This is a genomic window from Paraburkholderia sp. GAS32, from assembly GCF_050434225.1.
Taxonomy (GTDB): Bacteria; Pseudomonadota; Gammaproteobacteria; order Burkholderiales; family Burkholderiaceae; genus Paraburkholderia; species Paraburkholderia madseniana.
Genome location: NZ_JBNPVS010000014.1, coordinates 56,264 through 75,812 on the forward strand (window position 1 = coordinate 56,264; position 19,549 = coordinate 75,812).

At 56.2% G+C, this 19,549-nt stretch carries 16 protein-coding genes and 3 pseudogenes; 11 read left to right on the top strand and 8 right to left on the bottom strand.

Translation table 11 applies throughout. The features are described from left to right. The first annotated feature begins 199 nt into the window (after positions 1-199). From P3T25_RS18545 to P3T25_RS18560, 4 genes are all read left to right on the top strand, one after another. A complete protein-coding gene (locus P3T25_RS18545; protein WP_266240215.1) occupies positions 200-1,165 on the top strand; it encodes an AraC family transcriptional regulator in 966 nt (321 codons plus the stop codon). 106 nt (positions 1,166-1,271) lie between these two features. Further along, entirely contained in the window at positions 1,272-1,658 is a 387-nt protein-coding gene (locus P3T25_RS18550) for a RidA family protein (protein ID WP_266240216.1), read from the top strand. Positions 1,659-1,811: 153 nt separating this feature from the next. Then, positions 1,812-3,104 (top strand): MFS transporter, encoded by a 1,293-nt coding sequence (locus P3T25_RS18555; protein WP_429358599.1) that lies wholly within the window; start codon positions 1,812-1,814, stop codon positions 3,102-3,104. Positions 3,105-3,154: 50 nt separating this feature from the next. Further along, positions 3,155-3,856, top strand: coding sequence for a DJ-1/PfpI family protein (locus tag P3T25_RS18560; RefSeq protein WP_429358600.1), 702 nt, complete (start codon positions 3,155-3,157; stop codon positions 3,854-3,856). Between the two features lie 48 nt (positions 3,857-3,904). On the opposite strand, the gene P3T25_RS18565 is transcribed toward P3T25_RS18560, so the two are convergent. Next, on the bottom strand, positions 3,905-4,882 hold the full coding sequence (locus tag P3T25_RS18565) for a GlxA family transcriptional regulator (protein WP_429358601.1): 978 nt from the start codon (positions 4,880-4,882) through the stop codon (positions 3,905-3,907). Positions 4,883-5,016: 134 nt separating this feature from the next. Here P3T25_RS18565 and P3T25_RS18570 point away from each other — a divergent pair, with 134 nt between their 5' ends. From P3T25_RS18570 to P3T25_RS18585, 4 genes are all read left to right on the top strand, one after another. After that, a complete protein-coding gene (locus P3T25_RS18570) occupies positions 5,017-5,760 on the top strand; it encodes a DJ-1/PfpI family protein (RefSeq protein WP_429358602.1) in 744 nt (247 codons plus the stop codon). 178 nt (positions 5,761-5,938) lie between these two features. Continuing rightward, positions 5,939-6,337: a Rid family hydrolase gene (locus P3T25_RS18575; RefSeq protein WP_429358603.1), complete on the top strand. Its 399-nt coding sequence runs from the start codon at positions 5,939-5,941 to the stop codon at positions 6,335-6,337. A 250-nt stretch (positions 6,338-6,587) separates the two neighbouring features. After that, positions 6,588-8,051, top strand: coding sequence for a benzaldehyde dehydrogenase (locus tag P3T25_RS18580; RefSeq protein WP_429358604.1), 1,464 nt, complete (start codon positions 6,588-6,590; stop codon positions 8,049-8,051). A gap of 148 nt (positions 8,052-8,199) precedes the next feature. Beyond that, positions 8,200-9,849, top strand: a complete 1,650-nt coding sequence (locus P3T25_RS18585) for a flavin-containing monooxygenase (RefSeq protein WP_429358605.1) — start codon at positions 8,200-8,202, stop codon at positions 9,847-9,849. Between the two features lie 343 nt (positions 9,850-10,192). Here P3T25_RS18585 and P3T25_RS18590 read toward each other — a convergent pair whose 3' ends face one another. From P3T25_RS18590 to P3T25_RS18600, 3 genes and pseudogenes are all read right to left on the bottom strand, one after another. Then, positions 10,193-10,822, bottom strand: a complete 630-nt coding sequence (locus P3T25_RS18590; RefSeq protein ID WP_429358606.1) for a VC0807 family protein — start codon at positions 10,820-10,822, stop codon at positions 10,193-10,195. 803 nt (positions 10,823-11,625) lie between these two features. Further along, a pseudogene (locus P3T25_RS18595) lies at positions 11,626-12,090 on the bottom strand (IS6 family transposase); the annotation flags it as partial. Between the two features lie 62 nt (positions 12,091-12,152). Then, the gene (locus tag P3T25_RS18600; RefSeq protein ID WP_429358607.1) at positions 12,153-13,418 is read right to left on the bottom strand and encodes a reverse transcriptase domain-containing protein; all 1,266 of its coding nucleotides are present in this window, start codon (positions 13,416-13,418) and stop codon (positions 12,153-12,155) included. 2 nt (positions 13,419-13,420) lie between these two features. Between P3T25_RS18600 and P3T25_RS18605 the strand changes: the two genes are divergently transcribed. The 3 genes from P3T25_RS18605 to P3T25_RS18615 all read left to right on the top strand — a co-directional run bounded on the left by P3T25_RS18605 (position 13,421) and on the right by P3T25_RS18615 (position 16,311). Further along, positions 13,421-13,717, top strand: a complete 297-nt coding sequence (locus P3T25_RS18605) for a Y4bD/Y4pK family protein (RefSeq protein ID WP_429358608.1) — start codon at positions 13,421-13,423, stop codon at positions 13,715-13,717. 52 nt (positions 13,718-13,769) lie between these two features. Continuing rightward, a complete protein-coding gene (locus tag P3T25_RS18610; RefSeq protein ID WP_408243326.1) occupies positions 13,770-14,102 on the top strand; it encodes a DUF6788 family protein in 333 nt (110 codons plus the stop codon). 136 nt (positions 14,103-14,238) lie between these two features. Beyond that, a complete protein-coding gene (locus P3T25_RS18615) occupies positions 14,239-16,311 on the top strand; it encodes a recombinase family protein (protein WP_408519086.1) in 2,073 nt (690 codons plus the stop codon). Positions 16,312-16,319: 8 nt separating this feature from the next. Here the strand turns inward: P3T25_RS18615 and P3T25_RS18620 are convergent, their stop codons facing one another. From P3T25_RS18620 to P3T25_RS18635, 4 genes and pseudogenes are all read right to left on the bottom strand, one after another. Next, positions 16,320-16,631 (bottom strand): hypothetical protein, encoded by a 312-nt coding sequence (locus P3T25_RS18620; protein WP_429358609.1) that lies wholly within the window; start codon positions 16,629-16,631, stop codon positions 16,320-16,322. Positions 16,632-17,311: 680 nt separating this feature from the next. Beyond that, a pseudogene (locus tag P3T25_RS18625) lies at positions 17,312-17,569 on the bottom strand (IS6 family transposase); the annotation flags it as partial. A 70-nt stretch (positions 17,570-17,639) separates the two neighbouring features. Next, a pseudogene (locus P3T25_RS18630) lies at positions 17,640-17,906 on the bottom strand (porin); the annotation flags it as partial. Positions 17,907-17,968: 62 nt separating this feature from the next. Continuing rightward, the gene (locus P3T25_RS18635; RefSeq protein ID WP_429358610.1) at positions 17,969-19,318 is read right to left on the bottom strand and encodes an MFS transporter; all 1,350 of its coding nucleotides are present in this window, start codon (positions 19,316-19,318) and stop codon (positions 17,969-17,971) included. Between the last annotated feature and the right edge of the window lie 231 nt (positions 19,319-19,549).

The following is a 19,549-nucleotide window of genomic DNA, read 5'->3' on the forward strand; positions in this document are numbered from 1 at the left end:
AAGTTAGGTGCCGATTGCCGAACCTTCTTGCCGAAACTTGCTGTTGATACGCCAGGTAATCTTCCAGCGTCGGTCGGGAACCTGGAGTTTTCGAGTGTTGTCCGGGAAATTCTGGTGCGTTACCGTGACTCGTCTGCTCACTCAATTGAGTGCCGCATCCCGCCCCCAGACGGCGTCCACCTTCCGTCGGAGTATTCGCATGAGCGTGTCCGAATTCCGTGCCAGTTCGCTGATCGAATCCACCGAAATCCTCTGCCGGGAATGGTCCCGCCATAAGATTTCGACTGTGGGTCGTGCGCAGATGGATTTGCGGTTTAGCCAACTCAGAATCAGCAAGAATCTAACCGTCAACCGGCTATCGTACGGCGCAAACGTGAGCATTGCACCCTGGGATCGGGACGAGGTTCTGCTAGTCCAGATGCCAATCAAGGGCCGTGCAAGTGCGGTATATGCGGGTGGCGAAGTGTCTATTGATGCAGCACGCTATGGTGTTATTGATGTACGTCGGGTCGAGCGTTTTACGTGTGATGCGGACTTCGACGCACTGATTTTGCGTGTTCGCGTCGATAGTATTCGAGAGTATCTGGAGGAAGTGCTCGGCACGCCTCTGGGGCATGAGCTGCGCTTTGCAGACGACATGGCTCTGGACTCAAGCGCATGGCATAGCTGGGCGCCATTTGCCGGTATGCTCGGCGGTTTGATCAATGAATCGTCCACCGAATTTTCACCGAAGTTACTTGCGTCGATCGAGAACACCGTTGTGTCGGCGCTCGTCTTTGGCCAGCGCCACAATTTCTGGGACGAAGTCCGGCGGCCATGCGCACTCCCAGCTCCAAGACATGTCAAGCGGGCAGAAGCGTACGTGCTCGAACATGCCGGAGAAATGCTGTCGACGAAGTTGCTGGCAGCTCACGCAAACGTGAGCGTACGTGCGCTGTTCAACGGGTTCCGGACATTCCGCAACATGACCCCAGCTGAGTTCATTCGTGGCGTTCGCCTCGACCGTGCCCGAGACGATTTGCTGGCTGGGACCCATACGGTCTCGGTGATCTCGAAGAAATGGGGCTTCGGGCATCTTGGCAATTTCGCCTCACATTATCGTAAGCGCTTCGGGGAATCGCCTGTCGAGACATTGCGATTCGTTGGTCATCGCTGTTCCCGATGAGCGGATTTCGGCAATTGCATGTGCATTTCGGCAGGAATCAGATTCGCGGGTAACGTGTGCCCTTTCGGCACCTCTATGATTGACTCATTCGATCAAAGAGGTGCCGATGATTTACCACTTCCCGCCGACAATTTCGCACGCAAAAATCCCCCCGCTGTCGTCCGCATGCCGTGTTGATGACTGGGTTTTCGTCTCCGGCACGCCCGGTTACGACGATGACATGGAACTCGATCCGTCGTTCACCGTTCAGTTTGAGACAGCTTTGCAAAGTCTTGCTGCGATCCTCGCAAGAACCGGGAGCTGCCTCGAGAACGTCGTCAAGGTGGGGATTTATCTTACCAGGGCAGAGGACATCCCCGAGATGAACCGTCTGTACGGCCTCGCATTCGGTCCTGCTCCCTATCCAGCACGAACAACGGTGATCGTGGCAGCCCTGCCGGATCCGGCGATGCTCGTTGAGCTCGAATGCGTGGCCGTAATCCGCAGCAGCTAGTCACGCCAGGCTTGCGGACACGGCATTCTACGAATGGCGAGTGTGTCCCCGCTGGGCCTGCTTCCCTACACATGTTCCACTCCTCCTAACTGCTCGGGCCGTCGGGCAACAATGACGGCGCACTGAGAGGCGTGTATCTAACGAGAACCAGCAATGAGCGCCATCGATGGTGTTTTCCCAACCCACAAGACCCGCCACGTCATATTCGCGACAACTATTGGTAACGCACTCGAATTCTTCGACTTCACGGTCTACAGCTTTGTGGGCGTACTGATCAGCCGGTTGTTTTTCCCTTCCGCTTCGGCAACCGGACAATTGTTGTTGGTTACGGCTACGTTCGGCGTTGGCTTTTTGATGCGGCCAATCGGCGGGCTGGTTATCGGGATCTACTCGGACCGCTCAGGACGCAAGGCGGGTCTGATGTTGACTATTGCGTTGATGGCGGTCGGATCCCTTCTTCTCGGTATCGCGCCGACCTATCAACAGGCCGGCATAGTGTCGCCGATTCTGATTGTTATTGCGCGACTGTTGCAAGGTTTTTCATCGGGTGGTGAAGTCGGTGCGTCTACGACGTTGATGCTTGAGAGTGCCCCCTCGTCGCGGCGTGGTTACTACTCAAGCTGGCAGTTCGCCAGCGCTTGTCTCGGCGTAATGCTGGGAGCGTTGGTGACAGTCGCATTGACGACGGCCATGTCGTCGAACAGCTTCGAGCGCTGGGGTTGGCGTGTACCGTTCCTTCTCGGTGCACTGATTGCCCCGGTGGGTTGGTATATTCGCCGATCGACCGAGGAAACGTTACGCCCAGCCGCTTCAAATGTGAGAATGATGGATGGCGATCGAGCTCCGAGCCGCCTGCTGGGCAACGGAAAATGGTGGAACGCGACCAGCGGTATCCTGCTTGTCGGCGGAGGAATCACCACCTCGTACACCGTGACTTTCTTCATCCCAACCTATGCGATCAAGCAGCTCGGCATGCCTTCCAGTGTAGCGCTGACGGCCGCCGTCGTATGCGGATTCACGGGATTCGTTACCGCGCCGGTTGTGGGCATCCTTTCGGATATCTACGGGCGAAAGCCGCTAGTCGTGGCAGCGCGGATACTCACGATTACGGCCGTTTTCCCATGCCTGCAGTGGATCAACGCGGCGCCCGGAAGTTTGCGTCTGTTTGCTGTGCTTGTGTTACTGGGCATGCTGTTGGCATTACAGATGACACCTATCATTACGATGGTTGCGGAAATGTTTCCACGCACGAACCGCGTTACCAGCATGTCGGTGGTGTATGGGATTGGTGTTTCCGTGTTCGGCGGTTTCGCACAATTCGTCAATACTTGGCTCGTCGCCGTTACCGGAAACCGCATGGCACCTGCTTGGTATTTAAGCGCTATTCTTGTCGCTTCGTCGTTGGGCCTCATCGGCATGCGCGATCGCACGCGCAATTCGATCTGAGATGTCAATGCGCTCTGTTTTTAAGGCGTCCCCTTTCATGGAGACTAGGAATGGATAGTCCCGTTGTGAGTTTTAGTGTCGGAATGCTCGTTTTTCAAGGCATGACCAACCTCGATTTTGCTGCTCCGTTTGAGGTTTTCTCCCGAATGCCGGGGGCAGAGGTGCATGTGATTGGCGTTGACGATGGAGTTGTGACCTGCGATACCGGCGCGCGGCTGCTACCAACGACTACGATAGACCGATGTCCGAGGCTTGACATGATCTTCGTCGGTGGAGGACCGGGTATCAACCCGTTGATGGAGAATCCGCCTGTTCTTGCATTTCTGGCACAGGCCGGTGCACAGGTAAGCTGGGTGACTTCGGTGTGCACGGGGGCGCTATTGTTGGGTGCCGCAGGTTTACTGAGAGGCTATAAAGCGGCGACTCACTGGACGGCAATGGACGTACTTCCCGCCTTCGAAGTTACGCCCGTGTATGAGCGAGTGGTGATGGATCGCAACAGAATCACTGCGGGCGGCGTCACGGCAGGTTTGGATTTCGGCCTTGTGATTGCTGGGTTGTTGCACGGCGAACAGATCGCGCATGCGATCCAACTCGGGATGGAGTACGACCCGTCTCCGCCATTCGCGGGTGGCTCTCCGCGATCCGCGCCGGCTGCCCTTGTCACCGAAGTGCGGCGACGGACACAGCAACTGACGGATGAGCGGATGGAGATTGCGCGGCGCGTTTCGGCGCATTGGCCCGGTCAATGATGGTCGGGTTGTAACTTAGCATCGAGGATGTTCAGATTGTCTATTGTTTCACCGAATGTGATCAGTGGCAGCCTCAGCTGAATCATCAGGCGATAGGTGGCGACGCATCGTCTGTGGCGTTACTCCGAAGCTTCGAACGAAAGCGCGACGCATCCGATCGATATTGCCGAAACCGCTATCACGAGCCACTTGCTCAAGAGACCGCGCCCCAGCCTCGATTGAGGTCCGGGCGTTTTCGAGTCGAAGCCGCTCAATAGCTTTTGCCGGCGCGATACCGATGGTTGCGGTGAAGGCCCGCGTAAACTGTCTTACGCTCAATGCGGCACGCTCTGCTAGATGCTCGACATCGAGAGGTTCATTGAGATGTGAACGAGCCCAGATCAATATCTCGTTGAACCTGTTGTCACCCCCTACCAATTCCAGCAACGCCGAATGCTGTGACTGACCACCAGGGCGATTAACGGAAACGACCAAAATCTGAGCGACGCGTCGCGCGGTCTCGAAGCCATAATCATCCTGAATCATGGCAAGCGCAAGATCTATCCCAGAGGATATTCCCGCCGAAGTCCAGATGTTTCCATCTCGCACAAAGAGACTTTCGGCATCCACGTTGATAGAGGGAAATCGCCTGGCAAGTTCTGCGGCTTCCCGCCAATGTGTTGCGGCGGTCCTGCCTTCGAGAAGTCCGGCTTCCGCCAAAAGAAAGGCCCCGGAACAGACGCTCGCCAGTTTGCACCCGTTCTCCGCCACGCTTCGAATAAAGGGAAGAAGATGTGCGTAGTTTTCCCGATTCTGGACGCCCAAGCCTCCGGGGATGAGGAGGATATCGCAGCCTTGGGTCCGACGGAAATCAATCGAGCCAACGGTAGCTCCGCTACTGCTGGTCACGTTGCCAGTGGTTGAACCCAGAACCTCAATCGAATAGCCAGGGACGCCGCATTGGCTCGCGGTTTCGAATGCCGTGATTGGTCCGGCCATGTCGAGAAGGACGAAACCTTCGAAAAGCAAGCAACTGATGCGGATCATTGAGCGTCCTAAAATGACGAGTTTTCGTCCTTTGTGCCATTGTAGTGAGAGACTACAATCGTGTCCAGCATCACACCAATGCTTCACATTGAGTAGCAATGCATCATATTCGAAACCGATCCGAGGATGTCATTATGTTAGATATACTGAATAATATTGATAGCCAAAAGAAGCTATCCGTAGCAATGGTACTGTTTCATAGGGTGACGCTTCTGGATTTAATCGGGCCCGCGACCGCTTTGGGGTTTCACGCTGACGTTCATTTGGTAGCGAAAACAATGGATCCTGTTGCAAGCGATCAGGGCGTCAAGATTTTGCCGACGTGCACATTTGACGAATGTCCGAAAGACCTGGACGTCCTGTTTGTGCCTGGCGGGGTCGGAGTCCTCGACGCGATGATGGACCTGGAACTATTGCACTTTGTGCGTGACAGAGGCGAGCGAGCAGGATACGTGACGTCCGTCTGCACGGGGTCTCTTATACAAGGCGCTGCGGGACTTCTCAAAGGCTACGAAGCAACGACACATTGGGGCTGGCACGAAGTGCTGTCATCTCTCGGCGCGATACCTGTGAAGAAGCGCGTGGTGCATGACCGGAATCGAGTGTCGGGTGGCGGAGTAACCGCAGGATTGGACTTTGGTCTTGGACTGCTTGCGATTTTGCGTGGAGAGGAGGCTGCCAGGACGGTACAGCTCATGATGGAATATGATCCTGAGCCTCCGTTCGACGTTGGAACGCCCGACAAAGCGGGGCGCGCAACGGTTGAAAACGCGCAGCGCGTGCTCAACGCGACAGCAGAGTGCAGGATTATGATCGACCGCCAGAAGGAGTTGGGGTTTCCCTTGGAGAAGAATCTCTCATCGAATGCATCCGCCTAGCTTTCGGAAAATTCAATCAGAACAGAAAATTGGGCTCCGGCTGACGTTCGAATATCACTCAAAGAACTGTGCGGCGCACATCTGAATGGTGCATGCGCCGCATCTTTGCCACGGCGGTGAGTCATCGTCATCTAGCGTAATTCAAAGTAATGCCTGCAAGTTAAGCGAGGGAGTGCTTATGTCCGGAATCGTCTATATACACCATAAAAATAGAAGCGATTTATATGATAAATATAATATATCGCCTGCAACACTAAGTGGAAATATTTTGCTGATGTCTGGTCTGGTTGGATTTCGCCCAGATGGATCTGTTGCTGATTCCCTCGAAGAGCAGATAGAACTGATTTTTGAACAGGCGAAAGATGTTCTCGAAGAAGCTGGTGGTGACTTTTCGAATATTGCGTCCTTCGATACATATCACACTGGCGAAGTAGCGATCTTCGACCAGATGGAGGCGTTCATGTCTGTCAGAGATCGGTATGTTCAGCGACCGGGTCCGGCGTGGACTTCGCTTGGAGTCAGTGCCCTCGCGATTCCGGGGGCGGCTATTGAAGTGAAAATTACCGCTTACATATAAGCGTTTCCGGCGAATTTCGAATGCTTGTGTCCGACCAACTTGAGAGGCTATCGAACCCAACCCGATGTAGCGAGTTTAGAACCCGATTTGGGGTAAGGCTTAGAGGGTGAAGCATGCTTGAGAAATATGAATGTTATCCAAAGCCATGTTTTTGTGTGGTTGGGCAGCATCAACAGCATATCAATGACATTGATTCAATAAAAAAGCGTGAATTACAGGTTGCGAACGATATAGAACCATGGAGGCGACAATGTCTAGTATGTCGAGCCAAGAAGCTTGGTCCGGAAAAATTTTCGTGGGCAATTGGACAGAAGGAAGCGGTGGTCGCGCCCCGGTCATTGAGCCAGCTACCGGCGCTGAAATCGGCGTAACGGGGATCGCGACGGTCGGAGACGTTAATGATGCGGCGGAGCGCGCTGCTTCTGCTCAGCGTATCTGGAGTTCAATGTCGTTCGACAAACGCGCTGCAGTGCTTTATGAGGCAGCTAGTTTGCTCAAAGCGCGCACTGAGTTGGTCAATTTCTGGAATATCAGGGAATGTGGATCAATCAGCACAAAAGCTCAATGGGAGCTAGATGCGGCGTACGACCAGATCTTGGCGGCGGCCGCGTTACCAATGCAGGCTACAGGAATGCTGTTCCCATCGGCCATGCCGGGACGGACCAATACGTGGCGGCGGATTCCGATCGGTGTTGTGGGTGTTATCGCTCCATGGAACTTTCCGTTGCTGCTGGCGATTCGTTCGATCGCTCCCGCGTTGGCATTGGGCAATGCGGTAATACTAAAGCCCGCTCCCCAAAGTACAGTTACCGGGGGCGCCTTGTTGGCCAGCCTATTCGCAGATGCGGGGCTGCCAGAAGGGGTTTTGCAAGTACTTCCCGGTGACGCGTCAGTGGGCGATGCGGTTGTGAGGCATCCGGCCATAAATATGATCTCGTTCACAGGATCAACTGATGTAGGGCGCCAGATCGGGGAGATCTGCGGTCGCCTGTTAAAAAAATGCTCGCTCGAACTCGGTGGCAACAACCCGATGATTGTGCTGGCCGACTCAGACATTGACGGCGCAGTATCTTGTGCTGCCTGGGGTGCATTTCTGCATCAAGGGCAGATCTGTATGCAGACCGGACGGCATATCGTACATCGAAGCGTTGCGCACGAGTACGCTACCAAGCTCGCTGAGCGTGCCCGTCGTCTGGTGGTTGGTAATCCTGGCACGAGTGATGTTCATATTGGCCCGCTTATAGATGCGCGGCAGGCAGAACGCGTTCATCGAATTGTTATCGAGTCGATCGACGCCGGCGCAGAGCTTGTGGTGGGTGGTTCGCATCGAGGCAACTTTTTCGAACCCACGGTGCTGATGAACGTGACACCTCAGATGTCAGCATTTCAGAAAGAGATATTTGGTCCGGTTGCTCCGATAACAGTATTCGATTCCGTTGATGAAGCGATTGAGATCGTCCACGCGAGCGAATATGGGCTTGCTGCTTCCGTACATTCCCGTTCGATTCCAGCAGCGATGACCATTGCCGATCGTCTGCGTAGCGGAATGATTCACATCAATGATCAAACCGTAAACAACGAATTCCATGTTCCGTTTGGCGGAATGGGTGCCTCGGGGAACGGCGGGCGTTTTGGCGGGCCAGCCAATGTTGAAGAGTTTACGCAAACACAGTGGATTAGTGCGATTGATAAACCAGTTCAATATCCTTTCTGATCATAGACGCTTTGTAGCAGGGAAATTGAACCATCAGTCAGTTGATCGCAGTGGCGTCGGTTTGCAGTTGATGCTTGAAAGAATTTAACGTCGTGGAACAACGGGCGTTCACGCGTTTAGTTTTTAAAAAATCAGGAGACACAAAGCTATGAACGACGAAGGATATGGAGGCAACGAATCGGCCGAGGGGAAGGGTCCATTCGATGTCCTGGTTGTAGGAGCAGGTTTTTCCGGTATGTATGCCCTATACGAACTGCGACGGCGCGGATTCACCGTGGCCGTTGTCGAGGCTGGCTCTGACGTCGGTGGAACCTGGTATTGGAATCGGTATCCCGGCGCGCGTTGCGACGTGGAAAGCATGCAATATTCATACTCTTTTTCTCCTGAATTAGAACAAGATTGGAAATGGAATGAGCGTTACGCAACGCAACCTGAAATTCTTCGGTATGCGAATCATGTAGCACATCGTTTTGATTTGAAGCGTAACATTCATTTCAACGTCCGTGTGCGTTCTGCATCGTTTGACGAAGAGTGTAATCTCTGGACGGTTACAACAGACACTGGCGAGCAGATCTTGAGTCGCTATTGCATCATGGCGACGGGCTGTCTTTCGTTACCTCGTGAACCGAATATACGCGGGCTGTCCTTCTTCGAAGGCGCGCAGTATCACACCGCCCGATGGCCGCGGGAAGGCGTTGATTTCACTGGGATGCGCGTCGGCGTCATCGGCACGGGGTCGACGGGCATTCAGGCGATTCCGCAAATCGCCAAGCAGGCGAAGCATCTTTATGTGTTCCAAAGAACGGCGAACTACAGCGTCCCAGCCAAGAATCGTCCACTGGATGAAAACGAGGTCGCTGAGTTCAAGAGCCGCTATCGTGAGCATCGTCAGCGCATGCGCACGTCTGGTTCCGGAACGCTCTGGACTCAGGAGAATAAGTCCGCGCTTGATATTTTGGATGGGGAGCGCGAAGAAATATTCGAAGCAAACTGGAACCGAGGTGGTCCTGGTTTGGTGCAGGTGTTCCCGGACCTTGGGCGCGATCTTAAGGCTAACGAAACACTTGCGAAGTTCGTGCGAACAAAAATCTGTCAAGCCGTGAGCGATCCGGTAACTGCAGAAGCCCTTGCGCCGAAGGATCACCCAATTGGCACGAAGCGAATTTGCGTTGATATCGAATACTTCGAGACTTATAACCGGCAAAACGTCACGCTGATTGACCTGAAGAGCGAGCCGGTGGAGCAGATCACCCCTGGCGGCATTGAGACAAGTGCAGCCAGCTACAAGCTCGATTGCTTGGTATTTGCAACGGGTTTCGATGCGATAACTGGCGCGCTTCAGGCAATCGATATCCGCGGACGTGGAGGAAATTCTCTCAGGGAAAAGTGGGCGGGCGGTCCTCGAACCTACCTTGGCCTTGCAACGGCTGGTTTTCCGAATCTTTTTATGGTGACCGGACCGGGAAGTCCGTCAGTGCTCAGCAATATGTTTGTCTCAATTGAGCAGCACGTCGAATGGATCGCTGACTGCCTTACCTATCTCCGCAAGAATCAAATGGATTTTATAGATGCGAACTCAGACTTTGAAGACAGATGGGTTTCGCATGTCAATGACCTAGCGGAGCAGACTCTATTTTCCCACGCAAAGTCGTGGTACCTGGGTGCCAATGTGCCAGGCAAGCCACGTGTGTTTATGCCGTACGTCGGCGGCGTTGGTGCATACCGTGAGAAATGCGAGCAAGTGGCGCGAGACAACTATGAGGGGTTCACAACAACCGTGGCTGTGAAGCTGCGGTAGGGGATCGTCACTACGGTGTGACACGCTGTTTGGGACGCGGGCTTCGGAACTGCTGTTTGTCCGCCCGATCTATCTGGGCGAGACGAGGCGATTTCGGCGTGGAACGCGCGCATTCCTTCGATGAAATGAATCGCGCGCGATCCAGCCGCATTTCTGTATTCGCCTTTGGAAAGCCGAACGTGTCCTAGTGATCAAAATCAGGGTCGAAAAAATGGGGGGGGCCATAGATTTAGTGTGACGACGCCGTGCTCGTTCTCGCTGTCGGTGGCAAGCTCGGAGCACTCATCCGTCTCGTACGCATCAATCCCTACCGTAACCCAGATGCGTCCAGAGGGGGCGGTCATCAGCCTACGATTGATGCCGCGCTCTGCTTTCCGATGTAATTACGTCGGTACAAGATGGTCCAGCCTGTCAGGCCAACGTACGCAGCGTAGCTGATGTACGAAGAGACGCGGTGCGCTTCGTCGTCACTTAAGTTATAGGTGAACCAAAGCCGCGCCATATTTTCTGCAACAAGGCCGATACCCCATGTGGCGGTCATTATCCGGATCGACTTTACGAGCGCCGGGCGAGAGTGCCACATTGCGTCAAATTCGAGCTCTCCGCCCTTCCGTTCGCGTGCCATCGTCGACCGCGCGAGATAGAAGACAAGCGGTCGGCGCAAAAGAATCGACCCGAGGAAGAGCAACCCAATAATGCCACTCACCAACGGCTCACGCGCAGCACGACCCCATTGCATCGGGCTTGCTGTAAGTAGAAGGAGAGACATGCCAATTCCTGCGAGTTCGAGCGCGCTGAGCGCATCGAAGTGCCGAAATTGAGCAAGGTCGACGATCATCCATGTCAGCAGCGGCACCGCGGAAGCGGTCAGTGCCCCGATGGCTCCGTAGTACGGGAATGCGACCCGGTACGCGGCAGCTGGCAATATCACGTTGACGATAAACGCCAGTAGGTAACGAGTGGAGAGGATCATCTAGTTCGTCTTGCGCTCAGACCGAATGTTGCGCCGACTCGACGCCGCCACTCCGAATGTGCACTGTGGGTCAATATGTTCTCGATGGAAAAGCTTGCCACGTAATCAATCGTTCTTCATAAATGGTACCCCCTAAAAGGTCCGCGCCTACTAGGCAAAGGATGCCGTGTTTGGGAGTCGAAAGCAATTAGCCAATGGCAGCTTCTGACCGATTCTGTTTTAAACAGACTTGCGTTTGGGTGTGACGAAAAAATACTACGCCGCAGATTTTACTTCGCATCGTCGAAGCTCCGACTCTGTCGCGTATCACACAGTCGCAATCTCCATTTTGTCAGCGCCAGCCATCAGTGCAGTCGTGATTCGCAGCGGATTTTTTCGCGATTGCTGTCAGTAAAAACGATTTTGCCACGTCATCGGAGCTGTCGCGTGAGGCATGTTCAGAAGTATTCAAAGTCGCCTTTCGTAGAGCGGAGTAATTTTGTCACTGGCCACTGCCCGCTGGGACAGCGCGTGAGCCTCTGAGTTGACGCATTTACTTCGTTGCGCAGCGAAGTAAAGTTGTCACTTCGCATCAGTGCGCATGAAATTCGTCAACCCACGTTCGTCCTACACCATGAAATCCTCAGGCAGGTGGTACAACTGGTCGACGTTTCGCGAAGCTTCGAGCCACTCACGCTGCCGCGTCCTCGCGGCGCGCACCGTTATGACGTCTTCAGTCCGAAACTGGGGCGACGTCTGACCCTATAGGCTCTGGTGGAAATTGGCGATATGGACGAGATCTTTATTATAGAAAGGATACCTGATCAGGCAAACAGGACGGCCTCCCAGATTGCGGGCGCAGCGATATCTTTGAGGCCGAGCTTCGCGAGGCTGAATTGGCCCTTGCGAATACGATGTACCAACTCAATACCTGAGAGAGTGATCGCTGCGTTCCTGGAGCGTTTGAAGCCGAGCATGACTTTCGTCCGGGACTTGATGTTGCGGTGGTCCTGCTCTACCAGATTATTGAGATATTTCGAGGATCGGACCTTCGTGTCCTCAGCCAGCAAGCCATCCGCCTTCATCTCGCGCACGGCGCGGTGCGAGGCGGCGTAGCCATCAAGCGTGATGGTCTTCGGTGGCTGGCCTTGATGTTTGATTGCCTTCCTGAAGAACGCTTTTGCCGCCTTCACGTCGCGCCTGGCGCTGAGCATGAAGTCTACCGTCTGACCCGACCGATCCACCGCCCGATAAAGATAGACCCACCTGCCGCGCAGCTTGAGTGGAGTAAGAAACAGGGCGTAGTCGAACTATTTCCCTGTTTCTCCTCCCCGAACCGGACGTGCACCTCTCAGCGCATCCGGCTCTCCATTGAGGTGTCGCTCATAGCAAAGGCAACATCAGCGTAGCGCGACTCGATGGTGCGGCGTGTCTCATCGCGCAATATGTACGGATTTTCCATGGGGGTTCGCCAGGTGAATCGACCCTTGCGGCTGGTGACGAGGCGCCGAAGCGCCACTTCACCGTACCGACCCCGACTATCCCGGCCTTGCAGCACCCATGTCGTGGCCCTCCCTGGTTCAGGGGCCCGGATATGATCGCGCATTAGCGACCGGAAGCCACGCCGGTACTTGTGCGCAAGCCAATATCCCAGCTTCCAGAAGACGGTTCGGTCCAGCCTGCTAAACAGGGTCGCCGTGTAGTCGGTGTACTGGTAGAAGGTTGCCCATCCCGTCAGTTGCCGATTCAGGCTTTCCACCATATCCATCCGGTTCATGCTGTAATTTCCTGACAGTTGTCTGACCAGCCGCTCGGCAAAGCCCCGATACTTCTCCCACGGAATTGTCGTCACAGGTCGCATGCTGCCGCGTGGTCCGCGCTTGCGAATGATGCGGTGGCCGAGGAAGACGAAACCGTCATTCACATGCGTGATATGGGTCTTCTCCATATTCAGCGTGAGCTTCAGCTTGCCTTCGAGGAATTCCCGACATGCTTCGCGTACTACTTCGGCATGCGCTCGGGTTCCTTTGACGACCACCACAAAGTCATCCGCATAACGACAGTAGGATACTGCCGGTTTCCACTGCCGATTTTCTCGCACAGCGATGGGCCGCTGTTTGAGGATAGCGAAGTTCCACGCCCACCGGTCCTTGCGTACCTTCTTGTTCAGGAAGTTCGTTTCCATCCACGCATCAAACTCATGCAACATGATGTTGGACAGCAGAGGCGAGATAACTCCGCCTTGAGGAACACCTTCACTCGCGGCACGGAATAGACCATGATCAACGCATCCCGCCTTGATGAACTTCCAGAGCAGGGCAAGGAAGCGCTGGTCGGCGATGCGCTTGCGGATCCCCTTCAGTAGCAGGCGATGATGAACGGTGTCGAAGTAGCTGGCGAGGTCGCCCTCGATGACCCAGCGTCCCGCAGCACTCTGCTCATCTGCAGCCGTTAACTGAAGTCTCACCATGCGCACAGCGTGATGTACGCTGCGGGCCGGTCTAAAGCCATGTGAAGCCGGGTGGAAATCACTCTCCCAGATCGGCTCCATCGCCATCAGCATGGCCCGTTGAACAATTCTATCCCGCAGACTCGGGACGGTCAGCGCGAACTGCACAAGTGCTCAACGAGCATTTGGGATGGGCTGAGATTCGTCACCCGTTCCATCCCCTCAGGGGCCAACGCTTTCCCGTTCTGAAGGAGCGCCGCGTCGCAGGCACCGAGACATTGCTTCTGCGCGATACAGAACGCGGCAGCTTTAGCATTGCGCGCGAATGGACCGACTGGGGCACACCGACTGTCCACGACGACGCCATCGCGCCCGTGTGCTGCTTCGATCTGGGCATGTTGTTGGAGCTGGTCACGTTGATCGACCAGCTTGCCCCATCCAGGAAGTCGTCGAACAAAGGAGCTTGATCAATGCATCTCCTTGTCCTATTATCAGACCAGTTTTCAACGTGGTCCGCCAATGGAAGATATTCCTTCGTCCACTTTGCGCAGACGCCGCGCGCAATTGCTGAAGCAAATGCCGGCGTTAGAGACGCTCTTGCGCGGCTCTCTCATCGAGCGCTACAAGCGCTGCGGCAAACCGGGTTGCAAGTGTGCAGACGGCCCCGGCCATGGCCCCAAGTACTACCTATCCGTGAGCTTTCCCGGCCGCCGGCCGCAAATGGACTACGTGCCGCAAGCCGATTACACCAACGTCGCCGAGCACCTGGCGAACTATCACCGCGTTCGCGAGATCATCGAGGAGATCTGCGAGATCAACCGCGAACTATTGCGCCGCCGCGAGGCGCTCTGAGGGGCGCCGGTGAGCCAGCCGTCGCTGTCGCTCGCCAATTTCATCGATCCGCAATCGGCCGGCGTACTCATCGCCAACATGCTCGAGGCCTGGCTCACCGCCGAGCCCGCGCTGGAGCTGACCGAGGAGGCCTTCGATGAACACCAAGATCACCCCCCAACATCAAAGCAAGCCGGCGTACATTTATATCCGGCAGTCGACACTGGCCCAGGTGCGACACCATCAGGAGAGCACCGAGCGCCAATATGCGTTGAAGGACAAGGCGCTGGCATTGGGTTGGACGGAAACGGCGATCCGTACGCTGGACCGGGATCTCGGTCAGTCGGGGGCGCAGATGACGGGCCGCGAGGACTTCAAGACGCTGGTGGCGGATGTCTCGATGGGGCAAGTGGGTGCAGTGTTTGCACTGGAAGTGTCGCGCCTGGCGCGCTCGAACCTGGACTGGCATCGCCTGCTCGAACTGTGTGCGCTTACTCATACTCTCGTGATCGACGCCGATGGTTGCTACGACCCGGGCGACTTCAACGACGGCCTGCTTCTCGGTCTCAAAGGAACGATGGCGCAGGCCGAACTCCATTTTTTGCGCGGGCGCCTCCAGGGCGGTAAGCTCAACAAGGCGCAGAAGGGTGAATTGCGGTTTCCGCTCCCGGTTGGCCTGTGCTACGACGATCAAGGACGCATCGTCCTGGATCCCGATGACGAGGTACGCGGTGCCGTGCAACTGGCATTTCGTCTGTTTCAGGAGACCGGCAGCGCATACGCGGTTGTCAAGCGCTTTGCCGAAGAGGGCCTGCGCTTTCCCAAGCGCGCTTATGGAGGTGCATGGGCGGGTCGACTCATCTGGGGGCGCCTGAGTCACGAACGTGTTCTCGGTTTGATACGGAATCCTTCCTATGCCGGCATCTATGTTTTTGGACGATACCAGTATCGGCAGCGCATCACACCACAGGGAGAGGTCCATAAGCGCGTGCAGCCGGTTCCGAAGGCAGAGTGGCGTGTTCATCTGCCAGACCATCATGATGGATATATCACCCCGGAGGAATTTGAGCGCAACCAGGACCGCCTGGCGCACAACAGGACCAACGGCGAAGGTACCGTGCTCAGTGGTGCGGCGCGTGAAGGATTGGCGCTGCTTCAGGGACTGCTGATATGCGGCTGCTGTGGTCGGGCGTTGACCGTTCGCTACCAAGGTAACGGCGGCCTTTATCCATTGTACTTATGCAGTGCTCGCCGCCGCGAGGGGCTGGCGACCACCGATTGCATGAGCATGCGCAGCGAACTACTTGACAACGCAATTGGCGAGGCGGTATTCACCGCCCTGCAGCCAGCCGAACTCGAGCTCGCCGTGACCGCCCTGAGCGAACTCGAGCAACGCGATCATGCCATCATGCGCCAGTGGCACATGCGCATCGAACGCGCCGAGTATGAGGTCGCACTCGCTGAACGTCGCTACCAGGAATGCGACCCGGCCAACCGTCTGGTCGCGGGTACCCTCGAGCGGCGCTGGAATGACGCGATGCTTCACCTTGAGGCGATCAGGACGGAAGCCGCCCGGTTCCGGAGCCAGAAGGCACTCGTCGCCACGTCCGAACAGAAAGCTCAGGTCCTCGCGCTAGCGCGCAATCTGCCGCACCTCTGGCGGGCGCCGACCACATCAGCGAAGGATCGCAAGCGCATGTTGCGACTGCTCATCCGGGACATCACGGTCGAGAGACGGTCCGCCACGAGACAAGCGGTGCTGCATATCCGCTGGCAGGGCAGCGCGTGTACTGATATCACCGTGGACTTGCCCAAGCCGGCTGCCGATGCGATGCGTTACCCCGCCGCGTTCGTCGAGCGGGTGCGCGAACTATCGCAGCATCTGCCTGACCGGCAAATCGTGGCACACCTCAATCAGGAAGGTTTACGCAGTTCTACTGGCAAATCGTTCACGCTTGAAATGGTCAAATGGATCCGCTACCGGTATCGAATTGAAGTAACCTGCTTCAAGCGGCCGGACGAGCTCACGGTACAGCAGCTCGCTCATCGGCTGCATGTCAGTCCACACGTCGTGTATTACTGGATCGAGCGCCAGGTAGTCCAGGCCCGCAAGCTTGATGGGCGGGGCCCGTGGTGGGTCGCGCTGGATACCGCCAAGGAACGGCAACTAAAGGATTGGGTGCGAACTTCAGGGCATCTACAGCGGCAACATTCCAACACTCAACTGTGAGAGGTGCATTATGAGATCACCGTCGGGATGCCGAGTGGCCTGAGCTTGCCGTTCGCTTTCGGGATGTACACGCGGCGCGCCGGTAGCGGACTGTACGAGCCCGCCAACAGTTCGTCGCGTATCGTCGTCAATTCATGCTGGAGATTCTCCTCCATCATGCGCTTGCTAACACCGTCCACGCCTGGCGTGCGAGCCCCGCTGGAGGCCAGCGTAATGCGAGCCGCTTCGCTCAGCCAAACCCTGTCGGCAATCAGTCTCAGAAGGCGGTCAAACTTGCGTTCTTTGTCCTCCGTCGACCACGTCGCCAGTTTGCTTTGCATTTCACTGATTATCAAAGGTCTTCACCTCACTGTGGTCAGTTAATCAACCCAGCAAACCACTTCAACTGCCTCCCTTCGCCATGTAGCCGGTTTTCCCGACCTCGGACTACTACGGAGGCTCCGCCAGCCTGCATATCATCGGGGGCACACTCCCTTGACATCTATGCAAGCCTTCCCCAGTTCACATGCCGGACTCAACGCACGGGCGAGGTTGCCTATCGCAGTCTTTATCCTTGCTTGCCGCAAGTCGTCGCAGACACCACGGCCTAGCTGCGCGCTCTCCGTGATTCCAACTGGCCGGCATACATCTCCAGCCAGCATTCGCGGCACCAGTCCATACCTGTGACCGACGCCGATCCGCGTCCTGCCTCTTAAGCGGTGTAGGCAGGGGTGACGATTCAACCCTCAGATGCGTTTCAATAGGTTCGTGTCCCTCAACCGTCCCATGCTCAGCCTGGAAGCTCATCTTGGCGTAACCGCTTCGCCGCAAGCTCCGTTTCCCACGGACTTCGTCACCTTGCCAGTGTCCAGCAAGTCACCGCCGCTTCGGCTCACTTTCTCTCGCAGCAGAGAAAGGGCATGCCCCGGTACCGCAACTTCAAATCCACCGGGTCCTGCATTCCAAACATGCTCAAGCAACTTCACCCCCGTGTGGGCGGGCTACGTTGGCTGGGCGTACGGTAAGTCTCGTCGACACGCCACGACTGGCCGGTGGGCCTGCCAAAGCGGTTCCACCGTTTGACGAATTCCGGCGCAAAGCGCCGCACCCAGCGCAGAATCGTCGTGTGCGCCAGCGACAGACCCAGCTCCGCCATCATTTCGACCAAATCGCGCAGGCTAAGCTTGTAGCGCAGGTACCAGCGAACACACAGAATGATCACATCGCGGTCAAAATGACGGCCCGCGAACAGTTCGTCCAGACTCTTCAACTTGCTCATCGGCGGTTCTCAATTCGTTCAGACCGACACCTTAACCGATTTGCCCCCGCGCTATTTGCACCAGAGCCTTTTCCAGTTGGAAGCCTGTTTTCAGCCCGCCGCCCAGATCTTCCTTGCCGAGCAGGCCCCATTGGTCCGGCTGACTGTTGCCGGAGGTCGCTTCCCACTGTTGCTTGCCCCCGATATTGCTGTTGTAGCCAATCCCGGCGTCGAGGCTGCCGTAAAGCGTGACGCTCGACTGGGCAGACGCAAAGCAGGGCATTGCCAGGATGCCTGCGGCCAACGCCAGCTTCGCGTATCGCAAGCAGATATCGACTACTTTATTCGTAGAATGCATCGTAAATTCCCGTTGTCAATATTATTGATTTGTATACCTAAATATATTGTTGTTTTTAAAAATTAGTTTTCGACAGGAACTCGCATCGAGTTCAGAAACGAGTGGCTGCGCTCAGGACTGCGTGTCAGTGCGATGGCGATGGCCGCGACGAGCGCCGATCCCGCGAAGGCGAAGAAATTCCACTTGACGTCGACGCCTTGTGCCGCCAGATAGGCGCCCACCATCGGACCGCTCATTGCGCCGAAGCGGCCGATGCCCACGGCCCACCCCGTTGCGCTCGCCCTTGCATGAGCGCGGTAGTAGTTGGCGATGAAGCCGAGCTGAACCATCGCGACGCCGATGCTTCCGAAACCAGCCAGCGCGACCAGGATGTAGTTGACGGCGAGACTGCTCTTGATTGCGAGCCCCGAGATTGCCAGGGCGCCGATCACGTATCCGCCACAGATGGTTTTGCGCACGCCCAGGCGGTCGCTGATTCGGCCGATCAGGATTCCGCCAATTGCGGACGACAACATGAAGACAGCGAGAAAAGACAGGCTCGGGCCGAGGTCGTAGCCCAGTTTGCGCATCAACTGTGGCAGCCATGTCCCCAATCCATAGATCACGAGGACGGCAGCGATCTGCGCGATCCAGAGACTGACCGTCGCCCATCGATTCTGTTTCGAGAACACTTCGCCAAATACGGCGCTGATCGAAGGCTTGGGCAGCGTGTCTTTCGGGAGGCGTTCCAGACCGGACATCTTGATGCCGAGTTTGGTGGCGAGAACTTGTGCCTGTGTCTGTTTTCCACGAGCGATCAGGAAATCGAGCGATTCAGGCAACAGGTACAGCAGAAACGGAATCGCAATGAGTGGACTTGCGCCGAGCGCGACGACGAAACGCCATCCATGTGAACCCAGAAAGGCGATCCCGATTAATGCCGACAGCAGCGCACCAATCGAATAGCCCGAGTACATCAGCGCAAAGTTCAGATTGCGTTTCCCGGATGGCGAATACTCGATCGTTAGCGCGGCAGCGGCGGAAATAACGCCACCTAGACCCAGTCCGCCGGCAAACCGCGCGACTGAAAATGCAAAAGGCGTTGGCGACCAGGCGGCGCCGAGCATCGACACCGAAAACAGCGCGACGCATCCAACCAACAGCCGCTTGCGACCAACCAGATCGCTGACGACGCTGATGAAATATGACCCGAACAGCGTGCCGAACAGCGCGGCGCTGCCCATTGCGCCAATTTCGATCGGCGTCAGCTTCCAGGCCCGATCGGCGAGCAGAGACGGCACGATCGTTCCCATCACGCCGATGTCGTAGCCTTCAGCGACAATCGTCAGGAAACAGAGGATCAGAACGAGATAGGTGGTTCGCGCAGGTGGATCGAACGGGTGGCTTGCTGAACTATCGGATAGTGCGGCCATTGAAGACACCTCAGGTGGTTAGCGACACAGCTCATAGGTAAGAACGTTATGGCTTCCAGCTCGTGACCAGGCTTGCGTGCAAAGCCATCCGTCCACACAGGGCGGCCGGATGCGACGCCAGGACCGATGCACCAGGCGGCCGTTGCGTCGCTTCGAATCGGACACGCGCGGAAAGCAGCCGACGTTGCGGCCTAAATACAGAATGACATTCTTTATTCGAGCGTGTCAAAG